This is a genomic window from Janthinobacterium sp. 67 (genome assembly GCF_002797895.1).
Classification (GTDB): Bacteria; Pseudomonadota; Gammaproteobacteria; order Burkholderiales; family Burkholderiaceae_D; genus Janthinobacterium.
The window spans coordinates 4,944,688-4,965,834 of sequence record NZ_PGES01000001.1 but is presented as its reverse complement, the minus strand read 5'-3'; the positions used below and the strand labels follow the sequence as shown (position 1 = coordinate 4,965,834).

At 61.5% G+C, this 21,147-nt stretch carries 21 protein-coding genes; 6 read left to right on the top strand and 15 right to left on the bottom strand.

Annotated features, from left to right (window positions below; translation table 11 throughout):
- The first annotated feature begins 13 nt into the window (after positions 1 to 13).
- The 4 genes from CLU90_RS22295 to CLU90_RS22280 all read left to right on the top strand — a co-directional run bounded on the left by CLU90_RS22295 (position 14) and on the right by CLU90_RS22280 (position 6,603).
- Entirely contained in the window at positions 14 to 2,833 is a 2,820-nt protein-coding gene (locus CLU90_RS22295; RefSeq protein ID WP_100428922.1) for a valine--tRNA ligase, read from the top strand.
- 112 nt (positions 2,834 to 2,945) lie between these two features.
- A complete protein-coding gene (locus CLU90_RS22290; RefSeq protein WP_100428921.1) occupies positions 2,946 to 3,401 on the top strand; it encodes a DUF2147 domain-containing protein in 456 nt (151 codons plus the stop codon).
- A gap of 273 nt (positions 3,402 to 3,674) precedes the next feature.
- Positions 3,675 to 5,450 (top strand): ice-binding family protein, encoded by a 1,776-nt coding sequence (locus CLU90_RS22285; protein WP_232731295.1) that lies wholly within the window; start codon positions 3,675 to 3,677, stop codon positions 5,448 to 5,450.
- A gap of 13 nt (positions 5,451 to 5,463) precedes the next feature.
- Positions 5,464 to 6,603, top strand: a complete 1,140-nt coding sequence (locus CLU90_RS22280; RefSeq protein ID WP_100429539.1) for an OmpA family protein — start codon at positions 5,464 to 5,466, stop codon at positions 6,601 to 6,603.
- 39 nt (positions 6,604 to 6,642) lie between these two features.
- On the opposite strand, the gene CLU90_RS22275 is transcribed toward CLU90_RS22280, so the two are convergent.
- The 11 genes from CLU90_RS22275 to tyrS form a co-directional block, all read right to left on the bottom strand.
- Complete coding sequence (locus CLU90_RS22275; protein WP_100429538.1) at positions 6,643 to 7,119, bottom strand: YaiI/YqxD family protein; 477 nt, start codon at positions 7,117 to 7,119, stop codon at positions 6,643 to 6,645.
- Positions 7,120 to 7,142: 23 nt separating this feature from the next.
- Positions 7,143 to 8,198: a Holliday junction branch migration DNA helicase RuvB gene (ruvB, locus tag CLU90_RS22270; RefSeq protein ID WP_092716833.1), complete on the bottom strand. Its 1,056-nt coding sequence runs from the start codon at positions 8,196 to 8,198 to the stop codon at positions 7,143 to 7,145.
- A 6-nt stretch (positions 8,199 to 8,204) separates the two neighbouring features.
- The gene (gene ruvA, locus CLU90_RS22265; RefSeq protein WP_034749203.1) at positions 8,205 to 8,783 is read right to left on the bottom strand and encodes a Holliday junction branch migration protein RuvA; all 579 of its coding nucleotides are present in this window, start codon (positions 8,781 to 8,783) and stop codon (positions 8,205 to 8,207) included.
- A gap of 31 nt (positions 8,784 to 8,814) precedes the next feature.
- The gene (ruvC, locus tag CLU90_RS22260) at positions 8,815 to 9,354 is read right to left on the bottom strand and encodes a crossover junction endodeoxyribonuclease RuvC (RefSeq protein WP_092716830.1); all 540 of its coding nucleotides are present in this window, start codon (positions 9,352 to 9,354) and stop codon (positions 8,815 to 8,817) included.
- A 183-nt stretch (positions 9,355 to 9,537) separates the two neighbouring features.
- Complete coding sequence (gene purH / locus CLU90_RS22255) at positions 9,538 to 11,124, bottom strand: bifunctional phosphoribosylaminoimidazolecarboxamide formyltransferase/IMP cyclohydrolase (RefSeq protein ID WP_092716828.1); 1,587 nt, start codon at positions 11,122 to 11,124, stop codon at positions 9,538 to 9,540.
- 91 nt (positions 11,125 to 11,215) lie between these two features.
- The gene (locus CLU90_RS22250) at positions 11,216 to 11,449 is read right to left on the bottom strand and encodes a helix-turn-helix domain-containing protein (RefSeq protein WP_008445162.1); all 234 of its coding nucleotides are present in this window, start codon (positions 11,447 to 11,449) and stop codon (positions 11,216 to 11,218) included.
- 167 nt (positions 11,450 to 11,616) lie between these two features.
- Positions 11,617 to 12,657: a tRNA dihydrouridine synthase DusB gene (gene dusB / locus CLU90_RS22245; RefSeq protein ID WP_092716825.1), complete on the bottom strand. Its 1,041-nt coding sequence runs from the start codon at positions 12,655 to 12,657 to the stop codon at positions 11,617 to 11,619.
- Positions 12,658 to 12,764: 107 nt separating this feature from the next.
- Positions 12,765 to 13,409 (bottom strand): histidine phosphatase family protein, encoded by a 645-nt coding sequence (locus CLU90_RS22240; protein ID WP_100428920.1) that lies wholly within the window; start codon positions 13,407 to 13,409, stop codon positions 12,765 to 12,767.
- 3 nt (positions 13,410 to 13,412) lie between these two features.
- Positions 13,413 to 14,045, bottom strand: coding sequence for a YbhB/YbcL family Raf kinase inhibitor-like protein (locus CLU90_RS22235; protein WP_100428919.1), 633 nt, complete (start codon positions 14,043 to 14,045; stop codon positions 13,413 to 13,415).
- 33 nt (positions 14,046 to 14,078) lie between these two features.
- A complete protein-coding gene (dtd, locus tag CLU90_RS22230; protein ID WP_100428918.1) occupies positions 14,079 to 14,525 on the bottom strand; it encodes a D-aminoacyl-tRNA deacylase in 447 nt (148 codons plus the stop codon).
- The gene (tyrS, locus tag CLU90_RS22225; RefSeq protein ID WP_092716817.1) at positions 14,522 to 15,787 is read right to left on the bottom strand and encodes a tyrosine--tRNA ligase; all 1,266 of its coding nucleotides are present in this window, start codon (positions 15,785 to 15,787) and stop codon (positions 14,522 to 14,524) included. Before tyrS ends, dtd begins: the two co-directional genes overlap by 4 nt.
- A gap of 154 nt (positions 15,788 to 15,941) precedes the next feature.
- Between tyrS and CLU90_RS22220 the strand changes: the two genes are divergently transcribed.
- Both CLU90_RS22220 and CLU90_RS22215 read left to right on the top strand, forming a co-directional pair.
- Positions 15,942 to 17,309: a M23 family metallopeptidase gene (locus tag CLU90_RS22220; protein ID WP_100428917.1), complete on the top strand. Its 1,368-nt coding sequence runs from the start codon at positions 15,942 to 15,944 to the stop codon at positions 17,307 to 17,309.
- A gap of 137 nt (positions 17,310 to 17,446) precedes the next feature.
- Positions 17,447 to 18,541 carry an anhydro-N-acetylmuramic acid kinase gene (locus CLU90_RS22215; protein WP_100428916.1) on the top strand — a complete coding sequence of 365 codons (1,095 nt, stop codon included), beginning with the start codon at positions 17,447 to 17,449 and terminating at the stop codon, positions 18,539 to 18,541.
- 64 nt (positions 18,542 to 18,605) lie between these two features.
- Here the strand turns inward: CLU90_RS22215 and erpA are convergent, their stop codons facing one another.
- From erpA to rpsI, 4 genes are all read right to left on the bottom strand, one after another.
- A complete protein-coding gene (gene erpA / locus CLU90_RS22210) occupies positions 18,606 to 18,968 on the bottom strand; it encodes an iron-sulfur cluster insertion protein ErpA (protein WP_029496047.1) in 363 nt (120 codons plus the stop codon).
- A 98-nt stretch (positions 18,969 to 19,066) separates the two neighbouring features.
- Positions 19,067 to 19,456, bottom strand: a complete 390-nt coding sequence (locus tag CLU90_RS22205) for a bactofilin family protein (RefSeq protein WP_034785332.1) — start codon at positions 19,454 to 19,456, stop codon at positions 19,067 to 19,069.
- A gap of 89 nt (positions 19,457 to 19,545) precedes the next feature.
- A complete protein-coding gene (gene argC / locus CLU90_RS22200; RefSeq protein ID WP_092716811.1) occupies positions 19,546 to 20,583 on the bottom strand; it encodes an N-acetyl-gamma-glutamyl-phosphate reductase in 1,038 nt (345 codons plus the stop codon).
- Positions 20,584 to 20,752: 169 nt separating this feature from the next.
- Positions 20,753 to 21,145, bottom strand: a complete 393-nt coding sequence (rpsI, locus tag CLU90_RS22195; protein WP_010393285.1) for a 30S ribosomal protein S9 — start codon at positions 21,143 to 21,145, stop codon at positions 20,753 to 20,755.
- Positions 21,146 to 21,147 lie beyond the last annotated feature (2 nt).

Below are 21,147 nucleotides of genomic sequence, written 5' to 3'. Positions count from 1 at the left end.
CACACGCCAAATCATGGAATTAGCCAAGTCTTTCGAGCCCGCCGACATTGAACAATTCTGGCGCACCGAGTGGGAACAGCGCGGTTACTTTACCGCCACCCTCGATGCCGGAAAACCTTCCTTCAGCATCCAGTTGCCGCCGCCGAACGTCACCGGCACCCTGCACATGGGCCATGCGTTCAACCAGACCATCATGGATGGCCTGACACGCTACCACCGCATGCTGGGCCACAACACGGCCTGGATACCCGGCACCGACCACGCGGGCATCGCCACGCAAATCGTCGTGCAACGCCAGCTGGACGCGCAAAAGATTTCGCGCCATGACCTGGGCCGCGAGAAATTCGTGGAAAAAGTGTGGGAATGGAAAGAAAAATCCGGTTCCATCATCACCGGCCAGATGCGCCGCCTGGGCGCCTCGGCCGACTGGCAGCGCGAATACTTCACGATGGACGAGCCGCGCTCGAAAGTCGTTACCGACGTCTTCGTGCGCCTGTTCGAGCAAGGCCTGATCTACCGCGGCAAGCGCCTCGTCAACTGGGACCCCGTGCTGGGCACGGCGGTGTCCGACCTGGAAGTGGTGTCCGAGGAAGAAGACGGCTCCATGTGGTACATCAAATACCCGCTGGCCGACGGCAGCGGTTTCCTGACGGTGGCCACCACCCGTCCTGAAACCATGCTGGGCGACGTGGCCGTGGCCGTCGATCCGACGGACGAGCGCTACACTGCGCTGGTGGGCAAGATGCTGAAACTGCCGCTGACCGACCGCGAAATCCCCATCATCGCCGACGAATACGTCGACAAGGAATTCGGCACGGGCTGCGTCAAGATCACCCCCGCGCACGACATGAACGATTACGCCGTGGGCCAGCGCCATAAACTGGCGCAGATCGTCATCCTGACCCTGGACGCGAAGATCACCGACGACGCGCCGCAAGCCTACCGCGGCATGGACCGCTTTGCCGCGCGCAAGCAGATCGTCGCCGACCTCGACGCGCAAGGCTTGCTGGAACAGGTCAAGCCGCACAAGCTGATGGTGCCGCGCGGCGACCGCACGGGCGTCGTCATCGAGCCGATGCTGACGGACCAGTGGTTCGTCGCCATGAGCAAGCCGGCCCCGGAAGGCACGTTCTTCCCGGGCAAATCGATCGCGGAAACGGCGCTCGATAAAGTCGCCAATGGCGAAATCAAGTTCGTGCCGGAAAACTGGAGCACCACCTACAACCAGTGGCTCAACAACATCCAGGACTGGTGCATCTCGCGCCAGCTGTGGTGGGGCCATCAAATCCCCGCCTGGTACGACGACAAGGGCAATATCTTCGTCGCCAAGACGGAAGCCGAGGCACAAGCCAAGGCGCAGGCCGCCGGCAGCACGGGGCCGTTGAAACGCGACGACGACGTGCTCGACACCTGGTTCTCGTCCGCCCTGGTACCGTTCTCGACCATGGGCTGGCCGGAAGAAACGCCGGACATGAAGGCCTTCCTGCCCTCGTCCGTGCTGGTCACGGGTTTCGACATCATCTTCTTCTGGGTCGCGCGCATGGTCATGATGACGGCGCACTTCACGGGCAAGGTACCGTTTGAAACCGTCTACGTGCACGGCCTGGTGCGCGATTCGACGGGGCAGAAAATGTCCAAGTCGAAGGGCAACACGCTGGACCCGATCGACCTGATCGACGGCATCGACCTGGAAGGCTTGATCGTCAAGCGCACGACGGGCCTGATGAACCCGCGCGACGCGGAAAAGATCACCAAGGCCACGCGCAAGGAATTCCCGGAAGGCATTTCGGCCTACGGCACGGACGCCGTGCGCTTCACCATGGCCAGCTACGCTTCGCTGGGCCGCAACATCAATTTCGACCTGGGCCGCTGCGAAGGCTACCGCAACTTCTGCAACAAGATGTGGAACGCCACCCGTTTCGTCATGATGAATACGGAAGGCAAGGATTGCACGCCGAACGACGCCGACCTGTCGCAAGCGGACAAGTGGATCATCTCGTTGCTGCAAAAAGCGGAACTGGACGTGGCCAAGGGCTTTGAAGACTTCCGTTTCGACAATATCGCCGCATCGATCTATAAATTCGTCTGGGACGAGTATTGCGACTGGTACCTGGAAGTAGCCAAGGTGCAAGTGCAACAGGGCACGGAAGGCCAGCAGCGCGCCACCCGCCACACCCTGCTGCGCGTGCTGGAAGTGGTGCTGCGCCTGGCCCATCCGATCATCCCCTTCGTCACGGAAGCCCTGTGGCAGAGCGTTGCGCCGCTGGCCGGCAAGCTGCCGAAGGCCGACGGTGAGCCCAAGGGCGTGTCCATCATGATGCAGCCGTATCCGATCGCCAACACCGACAAGATCGATGAAGCGGCCGAAGCGTGGATGCAGCAGCTGAAAGCCTTGACGGATGCGACGCGCAACCTGCGAGGCGAAATGCAAATCTCGCCTTCCGTGCGCGTGCCGCTGATCGTCGAAGCAGGCAATGCCAGCGAGAAAGAAGCACTGGCGTCGTACGCACCGTACATCCAGTCGCTGGGCAAGCTGGCCGACGTGCAGATCGTCGATGCATTGCCGGACTCGCCAGCGGCCGTCGCCATCGTCGGCACGACCAAGCTGATGCTGAAGGTGGAAATCGATGTGGCCGCCGAACGCGAGCGCCTGGGCAAGGAAATCGCTCGCATCGAAGCGGAAATTGCCAAAGTAAACAGCAAATTAGGCAATGAAAGCTTTGTCGCGCGCGCCCCCGCCGCCATCGTTGCGCAAGAAAACGAGCGCTTGCTCAGTTTTTCGGCGACAATTGAAAAACTGCGCGAACAGTTTGCTAAACTAGCCAGCGCATAAGGCAAGTTTGGAAGGATTGCGCGGCGTCATCCGTGACGCCGCGCAGCACTGCTGGCCTTGCCTTGGTATATAACTGTTCGTGACACGATCAAAAAACCAATGGAGACTAGCGATGCATAAAGTATTCAAAGCAAGCGTACTGGTGGCCGCCCTGGCCATCGCCGGCAGCGCCACCGCGCGCGACGGCAACTTTACCCCCGTGGGCACGTGGAAAACCATCGACGACGCCAGCGGCAAGCCGAAATCCCTCATCGTCATCACGGAAAGCAACGGCGTCTTGCAAGGCAAGATCGACAAGCTGTTCCGCGGCCCGGACGAAGACCAGAATCCCAAGTGCGACAAGTGCACGGGCGCCAAGAAAGACCAGCCCATCGTCGGCATGGTGATCCTGTCCGGCCTGAAATATGACGGCAAGGAATGGACGGGCGGCGAAATCACGGACCCGGCCAATGGCAAGACTTACAAGAGCAAGGCGGAACTGACGGAAGGCGGCACCAAGCTGCAAGTGCGCGGCTACATCGGCGTGCCGATGTTTGGCCGTTCGCAGACGTGGGTGCGCGAAGAGTAAGCCCCTCCCTGCCCTGATGAAGCCGGCCTTAGCGCCGGCTTTTTTGCGTCTGTTTACCGCACACATCCGTTGTTTTTCAGGCCGAATCGCCTTTTTTTGAACCTATCTCCGAATGCCAAGCGCCTATGCGCGCCACCGAACATACTTGAAGTTTCCTAGATGAAATAGTGCATGCCTGTGACGCCATCGCCCTGTAGCGAAAGGCGGCATGGCTCTGCCGGATGACCTCATCCGCGGATGACCGGCAATAATTGCCATGCACAAAGGAACTATATGAATCTCTTCAAGCGATATCTGAACCCGCTGCTCGTCTCGGCAGGTTTGCTGGCCATGGCCACCCTGGCCGGTTGCGGCGGCGGCGACCAGGGACGCGATCCCATCCTCGGCTTGCCGGCTGCCACCTTGTCCAGCCTGGCCGTCACGCCAGCCACGGCCACGGTCGCCATCGGCGCGGGCCAGCAATTTACGGCCATCGCCACGTATAGCGACGGCTCCGCGCAAGACGTCAGCGCCAAGGCGGCCTGGACGTCGGCCACGTCGGCCAGCGCGACAGTCAATGCCGCCACGGGCTTGAGCACCGGCATCGCTGCCGGCAACAGCAGCATCAGCGCCACGTTCGGCGGCAAGAGTGCGGCGGCCCAGTTGACCGTCTCGCCCGCCACCTTGACGGCGATTGCCATCGTGCCGCTCGCGCCAGCCATTGCCATCGGCGCAACGCAGCAATTCACGGTGACGGGCAGCTTCAGCGACGGCGCCACGCGCGACGTCACGGCCGTCTCGGCCTTTGCCTCGGCCAACCCCGCCACGGCCAGCATCGCCGCTGGCGGCCTGGCCCTCGGCAAGATTGCCGGCACGACGCAGATCACGGCCACCACGGGCACGCTCACGGCCAGCACCGTACTGACCGTCACCCCGGCGACCTTGCTGTCGATCGCCGTCACGCCGCAAAACCCCATCGTGCCCGTCGCCGCGACGCGCCAGCTGGCCGTCCTTGCCACGTATTCGGATGGCAGCAGCGTTGACGTCACGTCCGGCAGCAGCTTCGTTTCCGCCACACCAGCTTCGGCCACCGTCGCCAGCGGCGGCCTCGTCACCGGCGTTACCTTTGGTACCAGCGTCATGAATGCCAGCTTCAACGGCAAGACAGCCAGCACCACCGTCACCGTGCCTGCCATTACCCTGGTCAGCATTGCCGTCACGCCAGCCACCGCCAGCATCGTTGTCGGTGCCCAGCAGCAATTCATTGCCACGGCAACGTATTCGGATAGCTCGAACGCCATCATCACCAACAGCGCCGCCTGGACGTCGGGCACCGTTGCCAATGCCAGCGTGCTGAACACGGGCGTCGCCACCGGCATTGCCGCCGGTACCAGCAGCATCACGGCCACGGCCGGCGGCCAGTCGGGCAGCGCGCTGCTGACCGTCACGGCCGTTGCCATCCCGCCCGTCCTCAATCCGATCCTCCTGGGCCGCGCCGCATCGTTCGGCGTACTGGCCGGCACCTCGATCACGAATAATTCGGGCGGCACGACCCTGGTCACGGGCGACGTCGGTTCGCCTTCGCAAACGGTCGACCCGACCCAGGCGGCAGGTTTTACCAACTACAAGTCGGGCGCCATCCTGGCCGGCGCCATGACGGATCTGCAAGCGGCGATCACGGACGGCAATAGCCGGACTTGCGACGTCAGCTTTGCCGGCGGCGTCGACCTCGGTGGCCAGACTTTCGGCCCCGGCGTGTATTGCTATGCGGGCGCCATCAGCATCACGGGCACCCTGACCCTGAACGGTCCCGGCGTGTACATCTTCCGCACGGCGCTGACCTTGAACTCGACCGTCAATTCGGTAGTTGCCCTGAACAATGGCGCCACGGCCGACAACGTCACCTGGCTGCCCGTCGGCCCGACCACCCTGGCCGCGAACAGCGTCTTCAAGGGCAATATCCTGGGCCAATCGGCCGCCATCACGGTGGGCGACAACACGACCCTGCTCAATGGCCGCGTGCTGACGGCTGCCGCCGTTACCCTGCGCAACAACCAGATCACCAAATAACCGGGACATGACCATGACTATCGCACACACACTGGGCGCCCTGGGCGTCATGACCGGCGCCTTGCTGGCGGCGCAATCGGCGCAGGCGCAGGACAATACCTTCATCAATCCGGACTGGGCCAACAGCGCCTGGTACATCGGCGCGGGCGTGGGCCAGTCGCGCGCCACCATCGACGAGCCGCGCCTGCGCGCCAGCCTGGCCGCCAACGGCGAAACCGTTACCGGCTTCAGCAAGGACCAGCGCGACACCGGCTATAAACTGTTTGCCGGCCGCCAGCTGAACCAGTATTTCGCCGTGGAAGCAGGCTACTTTGACCTGGGCAAGTTCGATTTCAAGTCGACCACCAGCGGCAACGGCGTGCTGAACGGGCAAGCGGCCTTTCGCGGCGTGAACCTGGACTTGCTGGGCCAGCTGCCGCTGTCGCAGCGCCTGTCCTTGCTGGGCCGCGTCGGCATGCACTACACCAAGACCAACACGGAATTCAGCGGCAATCGCCTGCTGGGCTCGGCCAATACCCATGCCAGCGAGCGCAAGCTCAACGCCAAGCTGGGCCTGGGCCTGGAATACAAGTTCAGCGAAGCGCTGGCCCTGCGTGGCGAAGTCGAGCGTTATCGCCTGAACGACGCCGTCGGCAACCGTGGCGATGCGGACCTGTATTCCGTCAGCCTCGTGTACAAACTGGGCCGCCCGGCCAGCGCCACGCCCGCCTACCAGCCGGCGCCAGAAGCGGCGCCCGTCGTCACGGTGGCGCCACCGCTGATCGAGGCCAAGCCGGCACCGGCACCCGTGTCGGAAAAAGTGTCGTTTGCTTCCGAAGCGCTGTTTGATTTCGATCAATCGGCGCTCAAGCCACAAGGCAAGGCGGCGCTGGACCAGCTGCTCGGTCAATTGACAGGCATGGATCTGGAAGTCATCGTCACGGTCGGCCATACGGATGCCGTCGGCCCTGACGCCTACAACCAGAAGCTCTCCTTGCGCCGCGCCGAAGCCGTCAAGGCTTACCTGGTGGCGCAAGGCGTGGAAACGAACCGCGTCTATACGGAAGGCAAGGGAGAAACGCAGCCGGTGGCCGACAACACGAGTGCCGCCGGGCGCGCCAAGAACCGCCGCGTAACGGTGGAAGTGGTGGGCACGAAAAAAGTCATGCGTTAAGCTTTATGCGCACAAAAAAACCGGCTTGCGCCGGTTTTTTTACGTCTGCCGCACTACCGCCGCCGGCTTGCGGTGATGCTTGCTCAAATGCCGGTCCAGGCTATTGGCGAACTGTTGCCGGTCCGACTGGTTGAAGGCGGCCGGGCCGCCCGTGTCGACGCCGCCGCTGCGCAGCTCTTCCATGAAGGCGCGCATCGTCAGTTGCTGGGCGATATTGTCCTTCGTGTAAAACTCGCCGCGCGGATTGAGCGCATAACCGCCCTTGGCCAGCACGTCGGCGGCCAGCGGGATGTCGCCCGTGATGACGAGGTCGCCGGGATTGAGCAACCGCACGATTTCCTGGTCGGCCACGTCGGCGCCGGACGGCACTTGCACGGTACGGATGAAACGCGACGGCGGCACGCGCAAGCCCTGGTTGGCGACCAGGGTGAGCGGCAACTCCAGGCGGTCGGCCACGCGGTACAAAATTTCCTTGATGACGACGGGACAGGCATCGGCGTCGATCCAGATCTGCATGCCTGGCATACCTTCTTGCGCCATCACAGTTCCCACGCTTCGCCGCCCGGGCCCATGCGCGGCGCGCTGACGCCGAAGTGCAAATAGGCTGCCGGCGTGGCGACACGGCCACGCGGCGTGCGCTGCAAGAAGCCTTGCTGGATCAGATACGGCTCCAGCACGTCTTCGATGGTGTCGGCCGCTTCGCCGATGGCGGCCGCCAGGTTGCCGATGCCGACGGGGCCGCCGCCGAACTTGAACAGCACGGCTTCGAGCAATTTACGGTCCATCACGTCGAAGCCGACGGAATCGACATCGAGCATGGCCAGCGCCCGGTCGGCCACCACCTTGGTGATTTCGCCATTGCTTTTGACTTCCGCGAAATCGCGCACGCGGCGCAGCAGACGGTTGGCGATGCGGGGCGTGCCACGGGCGCGCTGGGCGATCTCGCGCGCGCCTTCCGGGTCGATGGGCGCTTTCAGCAAGGCGGCGCTGCGGCTGACGATCTTCGTCAATTCGCCCGTGTTATAAAACTCGAGGCGCGCGACGATGCCGAAGCGGTCGCGCAGCGGATTGGTCAGCATGCCGGCGCGCGTGGTGGCGCCGACCAGGGTAAACGGTTGCAGATCGAGCTTCACGGAACGGGCCGCCGGGCCTTCGCCGATCATGATATCGATCTGATAATCCTCAAGCGCCGGATATAAAATTTCCTCGACGACCGGCGACAGCCGGTGGATTTCATCGATGAACAGCACGTCGTTCGCTTCCAGGTTCGTCAGGATCGCCGCCAGGTCGCCCGGACGCTCGAGCACGGGGCCGGAAGTCTGGCGCAAATTGACGCCCATTTCGCGCGCGATGATGTGCGCCAGGGTCGTCTTGCCCAGGCCAGGCGGGCCGAACAGCAAAGTGTGGTCGAGCGCTTCCTTGCGCTGGCGCGCGGCCGTGATGAAAATCTCGAGCTGGTCGCGGATCTTTTCCTGCCCCACGTACTCATCTAACTGCTTGGGGCGCAAGGCCCGCTCGATGGCCTCTTCGTTGTGCGAGATGGGCGCCGCGTCGATGATGCGCTGTTCCGTGAAGCTGTCGGTCTGGATGCTCATGCCCTATCAGCCTTTCGACAGCGCTTTCAGCGCCAGTTTGATGCCGTCCGACACACCGGTGCCAGCCGGCACGTTCTTCACGGCGGCCAGCGCTTCCTTGTCCGAATAACCGAGCGCAACGAGGGCGTTGAGGATGTCCGATTGCGCGTCGGGCGCCGCATGCGCGCCGCCGGCGCCGATATCGGCTCCCAGCTTGCCCTTCAATTCCAGCAACAGGCGCTCGGCCGTCTTCTTGCCGATGCCCGGCACTTTCACCAAACGGCCGGAATCCTGCAGGGTGATGGCCTGCGCCAGGTCGGCAATCGTCATGCCGGAAAGAATCGACAGCGCCATGCGCGCACCCACGCCCGTGATCTTGATCAGCTGGCGGAACACGGCCCGCTCGGCCGCATTGCCGAAGCCAAACAGCAAATGCGCATCTTCGCGGATGGCCTGGTGCGTGAACAGCACGACTTTTTCGCCCACGTGGGGCAAGTTGTAAAAAGTGCTCATCGGCACGTCGACTTCATAGCCGACGCCCTGGCAATCGACCAGCAATTGTGGCGGATTCTTTTCAAGCAGAATACCGGAGAGACGGCCTATCATCGCGTGTTCCTAATGTTAAATTTCAGGGTGATTATCCAACTAAACGGCCGCGCTTCATGCGCAAGCCCTGCAGTTGCGGCGCCAGCGCGCCTATCATGGCCAGCGCATCGATGCTGTTGGCGTGACAAATGGCCACGCCCAGGGCATCGGCCGCATCCGTGCCGGGCAAGCCGGGCAGGGACAGCAGCCGCGACACCATTTCCTGCACCTGCTCCTTGGCCGCCTTGCCATGGCCCGTGACGGCCTGTTTCACTTGCAGCGCCGTGTATTCGGCCACCGACAAATCGGCATGCACGAGCGCGCAAATGGCCGCGCCGCGCGCCTGGCCCAGCAGCAAGGTCGATTGGGGATTGACGTTGACAAACACTTTTTCGATGGCCGCGCAATCGGGCTGGTAGGTGCCGACGATCTCGCCCACACCCTGCAGGATGACCTTCAGGCGCGGCGGCAATTCCCCTTCGGAACCCGTCTTGACGGTCCCCGACGCGATATAGCGCAGCTTGTTGCCGTGTTTTTCAATGACCCCAAAGCCGGTGGTGCGCAAGCCAGGATCGATGCCAAGAATAATCATCGCCAGATTCTATAATGAATACGGCAGGCACCGGTGAATAACCGGTGCCTGCCGCTGAGTACTTTTTGGAGTAGCTGTAGGTCGGATTAGCGGTACGCGTAATCCGACTGCGTCGCCAACCGCGCCTGTCGGATTACGCGCGGCCTGCGGCCCCGCTAATCCGACCTACTTTCTCCATCGATATTAATGACGGAAGTGACGCGTGCCCGTGTACAGCATCACGACGCCGCGCTCGTCCGCCGCATCGATCACTTCCTGGTCGCGCATGGAGCCGCCCGGGTGGATGACGCAGGTCGCGCCCGCGTCGACGACGACGTCGAGGCCGTCGCGGAACGGGAAGAAGGCGTCCGACGCCACCACCGAACCGGTCAGCGACAGGCCCGCGTTTTGCGCCTTGATCGAAGCGATGCGGGCCGAGTCGATACGGCTCATCTGGCCAGCGCCCACGCCCAGGGTCATGTTATTGCCGCAGAAGACGATGGCGTTCGACTTGACGAATTTCGCCACTTTCCAGGCGAACATCAGGTCGGCCAGCTGCTGCGGCGTTGGCTGCAGCTTGCTGACCACGCGCAAGTCGCCGATACCGACGTTCTTCGCATCCGGCGATTGCACCAGCAAGCCGCCACCGACGCGCTTGAAGTCCATGGCGTTGACGCCCGCGCCCAGCGGGATTTCCAGCATGCGCACGTTTTGCTTGCTCGACAGAATCTGTTTCGCTTCGGCCGAGAACGACGGGGCGATCAGCACTTCGACGAACAGCTTGGCGATTTCGCCGGCGGTGGCGCCGTCGAGTTCCGTGTTGAAGGCGATGATGCCACCGAACGCCGAGGTCGGGTCCGTCTGCAGGGCGCGCGCATACGCTTCCGCCGCATTCTTGCCCAGGGCTACGCCGCAGGGGTTCGCGTGCTTGACGATGACGCAAGCGGCGCTTTGTTCGAAGCCGCCCATGCTCTTCACGCATTCCCAGGCCGCATCAGCGTCGGCGATGTTGTTGTACGACAATTCCTTGCCTTGCAGCTGGCGATAGTTGGCCAGCGCGCCATCGGTGGTGACGAGGTCGCGGTAGAAAGCGGCGCTCTGGTGCGGGTTTTCACCGTAGCGCATGTCTTGCACTTTTTCAAAGGCCACGTTCAGGATTTGCGGATAGGCGCCGCGCTCGGCGTGCACTTTCGTCGGGCCCAGGCTGGTCAGGTAGTTGGTGATGGCGCCATCGTATTGCGCCGTGTGCGCAAAGACTTTTTTCGCCAGCATGAATTTGGTGTCGTAGCTGACGTCGCCTGCCTTACCGTCGGCCGAGCGCATTTCCGCCAGCACCGCGTCGTAGTCGGTCGGATCGCAGATGACGACCACGTCCTTGTGGTTCTTGGCCGCCGAACGCAGCATGGTCGGGCCGCCGATATCGATGTTTTCGATCGCGTCTTCCAGTGTGCAATCGGCCTTGGCGACCGTGCCCTGGAACGGGTACAGGTTGACCACCACCATGTCGATGGTCGGCATGTCGTGCTCGACCAGTTTCGACATGTGCTCAGGGAAATCGCGGCGCGCCAGGATACCGCCGTGCACTTTCGGGTGCAGGGTTTTCACACGGCCATCGAGCATCTCCGGGAAACCCGTGTAATCGGCAACTTCCGTGACAGGAACACCGTTGTCTGCCAGCAATTTGGCGGTGCCGCCGGTGGACAGGAGGTTGACGCCGAGGGCGGACAGGGCGCGGGCGAATTCGAGAACGCCGGTCTTGTCGGAAACGGAGAGGAGAGCTTGTTTGATCATGGCTGTGGCTAGGTGGTTAAGTGTTCTTGGCGAATGGCGCAGGGCTGAGGCTGCGGCGGATTCAAATCTTGGCGTCACTTGCATGCCGGCATTACAGCAAACCGTGCTCCTGCAATTTCTTGCGCAAGGTATTGCGGTTGATGCCCAGCATCTGCGCGGCATGCGACTGGTTGCCATCGGCGCGTGTCATCACGACTTCCAGGATGGGCTTTTCCACGGTCAGCACGACCATGTCGTAAATATTCGATGCTTGCTGTTCGCCCAGGTCATTGAAGTAATCTTCTAGACTTTTCTGTACGACTTCCTGAATGCTTTCTTTGCTCATTTGTATGCTTCAACCGGCTGAACACCTGGCCATCCGGTGCCGCGTCGCTCATGCGGTCCGCGTGCTGCCCTCTTGCCTCGGTGTTGTAATTAATATTGCATGACGCTCTGTATAGGCGCTCGCCCTTGTACTGCTGATCACTGACTACCCTGCTTGCTGCTATCTGCTCATGCTGCCGTGGCCGCTTCTACCAGGCCACTTTCACTGGATTCGGAGAGGCGGTATTGTAACCGTTCGCCAAATTTCCATTGCGACTCAAAAAATTGATCGACGGCCAGCAATTGCGCGTCCGTCGACTCCAGCAAGTTCATTTGCTGGCGGAACGCTTCGCCGCCTTCCAGGTCTTTCACATACCAGCCGATGTGCTTGCGCGCCGTGCGCACGCCGAGGAATTCGCCGTAAAACGCGTAATGGGCGCGCAAATGCTCATCCATCAAGGTCCGCACTTCATCCACGTACGGCGCCGGCAATAAAGTACCAGTGCGCAAAAAATGGTCGATTTCACGGCAAATCCACGGCCGGCCCTGTGCCGCGCGGCCGATCATGACGGCATCGGCGCCCGTTTGATCGAGTACAAAACGGGCCTTTTCCGGGCTGGTAATGTCGCCATTGGCCACCACGGGGATGCCCACCGATGCTTTCACCGCAGCAATGGTTTCATATTCGGCATCGCCCTTGTAGCCATCGGCACGCGTGCGGCCATGCAAGGTCAGCATCTGGATGCCGGCTTGCTCGGCGATACGGGCGATTTTCAGGGCATTCTTGTTTTCACGGTTCCAGCCCGTGCGAAATTTCAGGGTGACGGGCACGTCGACGGCGTTGACGACGGCGTGCAAGATCTTTTCGACCAGGCTTTCGTTTTGCAACAGGGCCGAACCGCACCAGCTGTTGCACACCTTTTTCACGGGGCAACCCATGTTGATGTCGATGATCTGCGCGCCCCGGTCCACGTTGAACTTGGCACAATCGGCCAGGTCTTGCGGATCGGCGCCGGCGATCTGCACGGCTTTCGGCTCCATTTCGCCTTCGTGGTCAGTGCGGCGCGCGCTTTTTTCCGTCGCCCACAGACGCGGATTCGACGCCGCCATCTCCGACACGGCATAGCCGGCACCCAACTGCTTGCACAACTGGCGGAAAGGCCGATCCGTCACACCCGCCATGGGAGCGACGAAAACGTTATTGCGCAGAATGTGAGGGCCGATTTGCACTGAGGAACCTGGAATGGACGGAGGAACCTGCTATTTTAACCGATTACCTGCCTATTTAATAAGCACTATTTTTTTAGCTCAGTGCGTCAGAGTGAGGATGGGGTCGCTTAGCCCAGCTCGTCCATCGCGGGTGCGCTCAGGTGCTCGATATTTCCCCAGTGCACTAAATGCAGCTTGCCGTCCGCGTACGAAAACCGGTTGACGCTGGCATTCTTGACCTGGAAGTCGCGCGGGCTGTCGAGCGTCATGCCGACCGCCTCGCGGTAAGCGCACTCGAGCACGCCGCCGTGCGCCACGATGGCGATGGTCTGGCCGTCATATTGTTCGGCCCAGCGGACGATGGCATCGTTCGCGCGCGCATAGAACTGGCGGAAACTTTCGGCCTGGCGCTCGCCCGACGGCATCACGGCGTCGATCTGGCGCGATTGCCATTGCGCATACTCATGCGGATAGCGCGCGGCGATGTCCGCATACAGCAAGCCTTCAAAGGCGCCATAGCAGCGCTCGCGCAGCAAGGGGTCCGTTTGCACGGATACATCTTTCACATCGGCAACGGCTTGCGCCGTCTGCTGCGCGCGCCGCAGGTCGCTGGCGATGATGGCGGCCAGCGGTTCGTCCGCCAGCGCCTGTCCCAGCGCGGCCGCTTGCGCCAGGCCCGCCTCGTTCAAGGCGATGTCGATATGGCCCTGCAGGCGGCGGCCCGCATTCCAGGCCGTCTCGCCATGGCGTATCAATAAAATCGTGGTGCTCATGCTTTATTTCTTCAGGGTAAGTGCCAACTCGGGGTTGAGCGAGTAGGCGACGACGAGCTGGGCTTCGTCGAGGATGTGGCCGTACAGGGCGGCATGGGCTTGCTGCCCCGTGAAACGCCCGGGCAAAGCCAGCTGCGGCACGTCGAGCGCGTACAGGCGGAAAATATAGTGGTGGATGCGCTCGTCATTCCATGGCGGGCACGGGCCATCATAACCGTAATAATCGCCAGCCATGGCGGCATCGCCGGCAAACCAGCCCGTGTAGTCGTTGATGCCCTGGCGCAGCCCGGGAGCGGCCGCCTTGCCACGCGGCGTGATGCCACTGGAAAATTCCCCAGCAGCAATAACCCGCATGGCCGGCGGCACGTCGAGCAAGCTCCAGTGATAAAAGTCGCCGCGCAGCGCCGTCAGCGGCAGGGCCTGGTCATCGCGGTTGGCCAGGCTGGCGTCCTGCGGCGCATCGGGGTCGATGCAGAACAGGGCCAGCGACTCGGTGCCGTTGGGCACATCGTCCCAGGCCAGATGGGGATTGCGGTTGCCGGCGAGGCGCACGCGGCTGGCCGGATCGATCGCGGCAAAAGCATAGTCGGCCGGCATCAGGCCGCCATCACGAAACGTCTCGCTCCACAATTTCATCGCTTGCTCCTCTTTATAGTTATGGCTTTGCGCTTATTTGGCATTCACTTGCAGCCAGAACGTGACGGGGCCGTCGTTCGTCAGCGACACCTGCATGTCGGCGCCGAACCGCCCCGTTTGCACGGTCGCATGGCGGCTGCGCGCCTGGTCCACGAAATGCGTGAACAGGCGCAAGCCGTCCTGCGGCGCGGCCGCCGGCGTAAACGACGGGCGCGTGCCGGACTTGGTGTCGGCCGCCAGCGTAAACTGGGGCACCAGCAGCAAGCCGCCGGCCACGTCCGTCACGCTGCGGTTCATCTTGCCCGCCTCGTCGGCAAACACGCGGTAGCCGAGCAGCTTGGCCAGCAGGGCGTCCGCTTCCTTCTCCGTATCGCCCCGCTCGGCGCACACGAGCACCATCAGCCCGGCGTCGATGGCGCCGATGGTGGCGCCGGCGACATCCACCTTGGCTTGCGTGACGCGCTGCAGCAGCGCGATCATGCCGTCAAGGTGACGCGCGCAAAGCTGCGCTTGCCAACTTGCAACACGAACTGGCCGGCTTCCACTTGCAAGCCCTTGTCGCTGATGACGGTGCCATCGATGCGCACGCCGCCCTGGTCGATCTTGCGCATGGCTTCCGACGTGGATGGGCACAGACCGGCTTGCTTGAGCAATTGCGGGATGCCCAGCGGCGCGCCAGCCAGGCTCACTTCCGGAATATCGTCGGGAATGCCGCCTTTCGAGCGGTTGACGAAGTCCGCCAGCGCATCTTCGGCCGCCTGCTGCGAATGGAAGCGGGCAACGATCTCTTGCGCCAGTGCAACCTTGGCGTCGCGCGGATTGCGGCCTTCCTCGACTTCGCGCTTCAGCTGCGCCAGCTCGTCGATCGAGCGCCACGACAGCAGCTCGTAGTAGCGCCACATCATGACGTCGGAAATGCTCATCAGCTTGGCGAACATGGTGTTGCCCGGTTCCGTGATGCCGATGTAGTTGTTCTTCGACTTGGACATTTTTTCCACGCCGTCCAAACCTTCCAGCAGCGGCATGGTCAAAATACACTGCTGCTCCTGTCCGTACTGCTTTTGCAGTTCGCGGCCCACCAGCAGGTTGAACTTCTGGTCCGTGCCGCCCAGTTCCAGGTCCGATTTCAGGGCCACCGAGTCATAGCCCTGCATCAGCGGGTACAGGAATTCATGCACGGAAATAGGAATGCCGCCCTGGAAGCGCTTGGTGAAGTCGTCGCGCTCGATCATGCGCGCCACCGTGTAGTGGGAAGCGAGCTGGATGATGCCGCGCGCGCCCAGCGGATCGCACCACTCGGAGTTATAGCGGATTTCCGTCTTGCTGGCGTCCAGTACTAAAGATGCTTGCGCGAAATACGTCATCGCGTTAATCTCGATCTGTTCCTTGGTCAGCGGCGGGCGCGTGACGTTGCGGCCCGAAGGGTCGCCGATCATGGACGTGAAGTCGCCAATGAGGAAAATGACTTGATGGCCGAGGTTTTGCAGCTGGCGCATCTTGTTCAGCACGACAGTGTGGCCCAGGTGCAAGTCGGGTGCGGTCGGGTCCAGGCCCAGTTTGATGCGCAGCGGAACACCGGTTTTCTCGGAGCGTGCTAATTTTTGCGCAAATTCGCTTTCGATCAATAGTTCGTCGACGCCACGCTTGGTAATCGCGAGGGCTTCTTGTACTCTGTCAGACAGCGGAAGCGCGGTCTGAGCGGCGTTAGCCTTTGTAGGCGATGCGGTGGTGTTGATTTCCATAAAATTTGACTGTAGATCTCAAAATGGTAGTAGGTTTGCGGAGTTTGCTATAATGCTCGATCCCATCAATCTTGCCGTATGAAAACGAATCAAAATAACAATAACAAAGAGCGCTAGCTCAGGTCACGTTCAAGGGCAAATTTTAACTGATTGCATGAACCCTATACATAAAATCACAGGCTCACGCCTGTACACACAGCTGACGACGACCCGCAAGGCACGCATTATTGGTGCGTCCGCGGTGCTGCTCGCCGTGGCCGCCTTCGGCGCGGTCGCTGTGTCGCCCATGGCGCCGGACGCATCGGACCTGCCCGTCACGTCCATCGCCCAGAACCTGGAAATGCCGGACATCGCCTCGCAAATTTCCGCGATGGAACAGGTAGACCAGAATTTCACCCACGAAGAAAAAGTCCGCGCTGGCGATACCCTCGCCACCCTGCTGACCCGTCTCGGCGTGGATGATCAGGCGGCCGCCAATTTCATCAAAACCGACAAGATCGCGCGCGGCGTGATGTTGCTGAAATCGGGCAAGCGCGTACAAGCGCAAACCACCGAAAACGGCGACCTCAACTGGATGCGCGCCACCCTCGTCGACGGCACGGACAAATCGGTCAAGAACATCCTGATCACCCGCAAGGGCGACAAGTTCGTGGCCAAGGAAGTGGCAGCCCAGCTGGAACGCCGCGTTGAAATGCACGCGCGCAAGATTACCTCCACCCTGTTCGCCGCCACCGACTCCAGCCTGGACGGCACCCGCCTGCCAGACTCGATTTCCGCGCAAATCGTGGAAATGTTCTCCACCAATATCGACTTCCGCTCCGACCTGAAACGCGGCGACTCGTTTAATGTTGTCTACGAAACATTCTGGCAAGATGGCGAATTTGTCCGAGCGGGCCGCATCCTGGCCGGTGAATTCACCAACCGCGGCACGACTTACCAGTCCGTTTGGTTCGAAGACCCAGCCAGCAAGCAAGGCGGCGGTTACTACAGTTTCGACGGCAAGTCCCTCAAAAAAGCCTTCCTGAAATCCCCCCTCGAATTTTCCCGTATCTCGTCCGGCTTCTCCATGCGCGTACACCCGATTTCCGGCAACTGGAAAGCGCACAAGGGCATCGATTTCGCTGCAGCAACCGGTACACCTATCCGCGCTTCGGGCGATGGCGTGGTCGATTCCGTCGGCAGCCAAAACGGCTATGGCAATGTTGTCGTCCTGAAACACTGGGCCAACTACAGCACCGCCTACGCCCACATGAGCCGCTTCGCTTCGGGCCTGAAAAAAGGTCAAAAAGTCAGCCAGGGCGATGTGATCGGCTACGTCGGCACCACCGGCTGGTCCACGGGCGCGCATTTGCACTATGAATTCCGCGTCGGCGGCGTGGCACAAGACCCAAGCAAGCTGAACGTACAAGCACAGGCGCCATTGACGGCCGCCGAGCTGAGCCGCTTCCGCATGGTGTCGGCTGACATGATGCACCGCTTCACCCTGCTGCGTCCGAACGACACGGCACTGGCTTCGCGCTAAGCAACACTGCCTTCGGGCAATATATAAAGGCACCGCCCATGCAGATGGCCGGTGCCTTTGTTTTTCCCCGCGCGCTTTTGCGTACGGCACAAATACGGCACAATGCATCCCACCACTGAGCACTCAAGGAGTACCCCATGCTGTATATCGGTTTGATGTCGGGCACCAGCCTCGATGGCGTCGATGGCGCGCTGGTCGACTTTTCCGACGATGGCGGCACGCGCAGCCTGGGCGACGCCTACATTCCCTTCCCCGCCAGCCTGCGCGCCGACCTGATGGCCTTGCAAAGTGCTGGCCAGAATGAAATCGAACGCGAAGCGCTGGCGGCCAATCAACTGGTACGCCATTACGCCGATTGCGTCGCCATGCTCTTGAGCAAAGCGGGCATCGGCCCGGACGCCGTTGCCGCCATCGGCGCGCATGGCCAGACCATCCGCCACCGACCCGAGCTGGGCTTTACGCGCCAGTTGAACAACCCTGCCCTGCTGGCTGAACTGGCGGGCATCGACGTCATCGCCGACTTGCGCAGCCGCGACGTGGCGGCCGGCGGCCAGGGCGCGCCGCTGGTGCCCGCTTTTCACCAGGCCATTTTCAATCTGCCCGGCCACACGCGCGTGCTGGCCAATATCGGCGGCATCAGCAATATCAGCGTACTGCACGCGGACGGCACGGTGACGGGCTACGATACGGGGCCGGGCAATGCGCTGATGGATGGCTGGGTCTTGCGGCACCTGGGCCAACCCTATGACGCCAACGGCGCCTGGGCCGAGACAGGCCAGGTCATCCCCGCGCTGCTGGCAGATTTGCTCGATGAACCGTATTTTGACTTGCCGGCGCCGAAAAGCACGGGACGCGACCTGTTCCATGCCGACTGGCTGCAGGGCAAGCTGAGCAACTATGCGCAAGCCAATCCGGCCGACGTGCAGGCGACCCTGACGCAGCTGACGGCCGCCAGCCTGGCGCACGCCATCGCGCGCGACGGGGCGCGGGCGGAAACCGTGTACGTGTGTGGCGGCGGCGCGCAGAACGCCAGCCTGATGGCGGCGCTGGCCCGTGCATTACCGGGCATGGCGGTGGAATCGACGGCAGCGCTGGGCGTGGCGCCCAGCCAGGTCGAGGCGCTGGCCTTTGCGTGGCTGGCCTGGCGTTTTACGCAGCGCAAGCCGGGTAACTTGCCGGCCGTGACGGGAGCGCAGGGGCTGAGGGTATTGGGCGCGCTGTATCCGCGCTAAGCGGGCACAGAAACACAAATAGCGGATCGATGATCCGCTATTTTTACATTCCGATAAAACTACTTTATACCGAGAACGAGGAACCGCAACCGCAGGTGGAAGTCGCGGTAGGGTTTTTAATCACGAATTGCGCGCCTTCCAGGTCATCCTTGTAGTCGATTTCCGCGCCGACCAGGTACTGGTAGCTCATGGAATCGATCAACAGCTGGACGCCGTTCTTGACCATGGTGGTGTCATCTTCGTTGACGATTTCATCGAAGGTGAAGCCATACTGGAAACCGGAGCAGCCGCCGCCCTGCACGAATACGCGCAATTTCAGGTCGGGATTGCCTTCTTCTTCGATCAGCTGCGCGACTTTTTCAGCGGCGCTATCGGTAAAGATAATAGGGGAAGGGATCACATCTTGCATTTCAGCGACGGCATTCATATCAGGCACTCCTACTAGAAAACATTAAGTCATTATAGACTGTTGGCGCAAGTCGCGCTGCGGCCGCCGCTGACGCGGCAGGCCGGTGTTGTTCCTGCTCACATTTCCGACACGGCCAGGTGCAGCACCGGGTCTGCGCTGTCGTGCCGGCTGAGCTTGCCCTGCACCAATGCGCCGCTGTGCATTTCCAGCACCTTGTAATAGACCTCACCTACAATGCGGGCTTTTGGCTGGATTTCAAGCATTTCGGACACGTACACGGGACCATTGATCTCGCCGCTGACGACCAGGCTCGAGCAGCGCACTTCACCATCGATACGGCCCGCCTCGCCCAGCACCACATACGTGGGCTCGCCCGGCTCGCCCGTGACGTTGCCGCGCACATGGCCGTCGATGCGCAGGCCGCCGCAAAACAGCAGGTCGCCCTCGATCCGCGTGGAAGCGCCGATCAAGGTGTCGATGGGGTTTTTCGCGTTGCGCTCGAACATGAACGTCATCCTGTCGGGTAGGTGGCAGTCCAATTTATCACAGGTCCGGCAAAAAGGCGCCGGACCCGCGCAAGCACCGTCGCGTATCGTTACGGCATCACGGCGATGTGTTGCAAACCGGCCGCTTCTTTCAAGCCAAACATCAAGTTCATGCATTGCACGGCCTGGCCCGATGCGCCCTTGACCAGGTTGTCCTGCACTACCAGCACGATGACGGTATTGCCGCCTTCCGGACGGTGCAAGGCCAGGCGCAGCGTGTTCGAGCCGCGCGTGGAACGGGTTTCCGGATGCGAGCCGAACGGCATCACGTCGACGAAAGGCTCGTCTTTGTATTGCTCTTCGAACAAGGCTTGCAGCTCTTCATTGCTGACATCCTTGTTCAGCTGCGCGTACAGGGTCGAATGCATGCCACGTATCATCGGCACCAGGTGCGGCGTGAAGGTCAGCGCCACTTTCTCGTCCGTGAAACGCTGCAATTGCGCCGTCGTTTCCGGCAGGTGGCGGTGACCGGCCACGCCGTAGGCCTTGAAGCTGTCGCTGCTTTCCGAGAACAGGATGCCGATTTCCGCCTTGCGGCCGGCGCCGGACACGCCCGACTTGCAGTCGGCGATCAAACCGCCCGCGTTGACCAGCCCCGCCTTGAGCAACGGGTAAAAACCCAGCTGCATGGTGGTCGGATAGCAACCGGGGTTGGCGATCAGCTTGGCTTGCTTGATGTCTTCGCGGTTCAGTTCCGGCAAGCCGTACACGGCCTGCTCGATCAGCTCGGGCGCCGTGTGGGGAATCTTGTACCACTGCTCGAACTTGGCCTGGTCTTTCAGGCGGAAGTCGGCGGCCAGGTCGATGACTTTCACGCCGGCGGCCAGCAAGGCTGGTGCTTGCGCCATGGCAACGCCATGTGGCGTGGCAAAGAAGACCACGTCACACTGCTCCAGCTTGGCCTTGTCCGGCGACGTAAACGCCAGGTTGACATGGCCACGCAGGGAAGGATACATGTCAGCAACGGGCAAGCCATCTTCCTTGCGCGAGGTAATCGCCGTCAACTCGACATCTGGATGGGTAGCGAGCAAGCGCAGCAATTCCACGCCCGTGTATCCAGTGCCGCCGACGATGCCAACTTTGATCATGTTCTTTCCTTGTGTATAGATTGCATAAAGATGAAGGGAAACGCTACCCATGGGGTTTTCCGCGTATTTTACAGCGCAACGCCGAGTCACGCTGAAATGCAAAAAAGCCGCGGGACCGAAGTCCAGCGGCTTTTCGACCAGCACCCCGAAAGGTGCTGTAGCGTAGAAATTAACGCTTCGAGAATTGCTTTGCGCGACGTGCTTTGCGCAGACCAACTTTTTTACGCTCGACTTCACGTGCATCGCGGGTCACGAAGCCGGCTTTCGCCAGTTCCGGTTTCAACGCTGCATCGTAGTCGATCAGAGCGCGGGTGATGCCGTGACGAACTGCACCAGCCTGGCCCGACTCACCGCCGCCATGGACGTTGACTTTGATGTCGAAACGCTCGACATTGCCGGTCAGTTCCAGGGGTTGACGGATGACCATCAGACCCGTTTCGCGCGAAAAGTATTCGTTTGCTGGTTTGCCGTTAACAACGATCAAGCCTGTGCCAACTTTGATAAAAACCCGAGCCACTGCACTTTTGCGACGGCCGGTTCCATAATTGTAATTACCGATCATGT

Excerpts from the sequence above, each read along its gene's own strand:
- CLU90_RS22295 (WP_100428922.1), top strand. The coding sequence starts at position 14 with ATGGAATTAGCCAAGTCTTTCGAGCCCGCCGACATTGAACAATTCTGG.
- CLU90_RS22290 (WP_100428921.1), top strand. The coding sequence starts at position 2,946 with ATGCATAAAGTATTCAAAGCAAGCGTACTGGTGGCCGCCCTGGCCATC.
- CLU90_RS22285 (WP_232731295.1), top strand. The coding sequence starts at position 3,675 with ATGAATCTCTTCAAGCGATATCTGAACCCGCTGCTCGTCTCGGCAGGT.
- CLU90_RS22280 (WP_100429539.1), top strand. The coding sequence starts at position 5,464 with ATGACTATCGCACACACACTGGGCGCCCTGGGCGTCATGACCGGCGCC.
- CLU90_RS22275 (WP_100429538.1), bottom strand. The coding sequence starts at position 7,119 with ATGCAGATCTGGATCGACGCCGATGCCTGTCCCGTCGTCATCAAGGAA.
- ruvB (WP_092716833.1), bottom strand. The coding sequence starts at position 8,198 with ATGAGCATCCAGACCGACAGCTTCACGGAACAGCGCATCATCGACGCG.
- ruvA (WP_034749203.1), bottom strand. The coding sequence starts at position 8,783 with ATGATAGGCCGTCTCTCCGGTATTCTGCTTGAAAAGAATCCGCCACAA.
- ruvC (WP_092716830.1), bottom strand. The coding sequence starts at position 9,354 with ATGATTATTCTTGGCATCGATCCTGGCTTGCGCACCACCGGCTTTGGG.
- purH (WP_092716828.1), bottom strand. The coding sequence starts at position 11,124 with ATGATCAAACAAGCTCTCCTCTCCGTTTCCGACAAGACCGGCGTTCTC.
- CLU90_RS22250 (WP_008445162.1), bottom strand. The coding sequence starts at position 11,449 with ATGAGCAAAGAAAGCATTCAGGAAGTCGTACAGAAAAGTCTAGAAGAT.
- CLU90_RS22240 (WP_100428920.1), bottom strand. The coding sequence starts at position 13,409 with ATGAGCACCACGATTTTATTGATACGCCATGGCGAGACGGCCTGGAAT.
- CLU90_RS22235 (WP_100428919.1), bottom strand. The coding sequence starts at position 14,045 with ATGAAATTGTGGAGCGAGACGTTTCGTGATGGCGGCCTGATGCCGGCC.
- dtd (WP_100428918.1), bottom strand. The coding sequence starts at position 14,525 with ATGATCGCGCTGCTGCAGCGCGTCACGCAAGCCAAGGTGGATGTCGCC.
- tyrS (WP_092716817.1), bottom strand. The coding sequence starts at position 15,787 with ATGGAAATCAACACCACCGCATCGCCTACAAAGGCTAACGCCGCTCAG.
- CLU90_RS22220 (WP_100428917.1), top strand. The coding sequence starts at position 15,942 with ATGAACCCTATACATAAAATCACAGGCTCACGCCTGTACACACAGCTG.
- CLU90_RS22215 (WP_100428916.1), top strand. The coding sequence starts at position 17,447 with ATGCTGTATATCGGTTTGATGTCGGGCACCAGCCTCGATGGCGTCGAT.
- erpA (WP_029496047.1), bottom strand. The coding sequence starts at position 18,968 with ATGAATGCCGTCGCTGAAATGCAAGATGTGATCCCTTCCCCTATTATC.
- CLU90_RS22205 (WP_034785332.1), bottom strand. The coding sequence starts at position 19,456 with ATGTTCGAGCGCAACGCGAAAAACCCCATCGACACCTTGATCGGCGCT.
- argC (WP_092716811.1), bottom strand. The coding sequence starts at position 20,583 with ATGATCAAAGTTGGCATCGTCGGCGGCACTGGATACACGGGCGTGGAA.
- rpsI (WP_010393285.1), bottom strand. The coding sequence starts at position 21,145 with ATGATCGGTAATTACAATTATGGAACCGGCCGTCGCAAAAGTGCAGTG.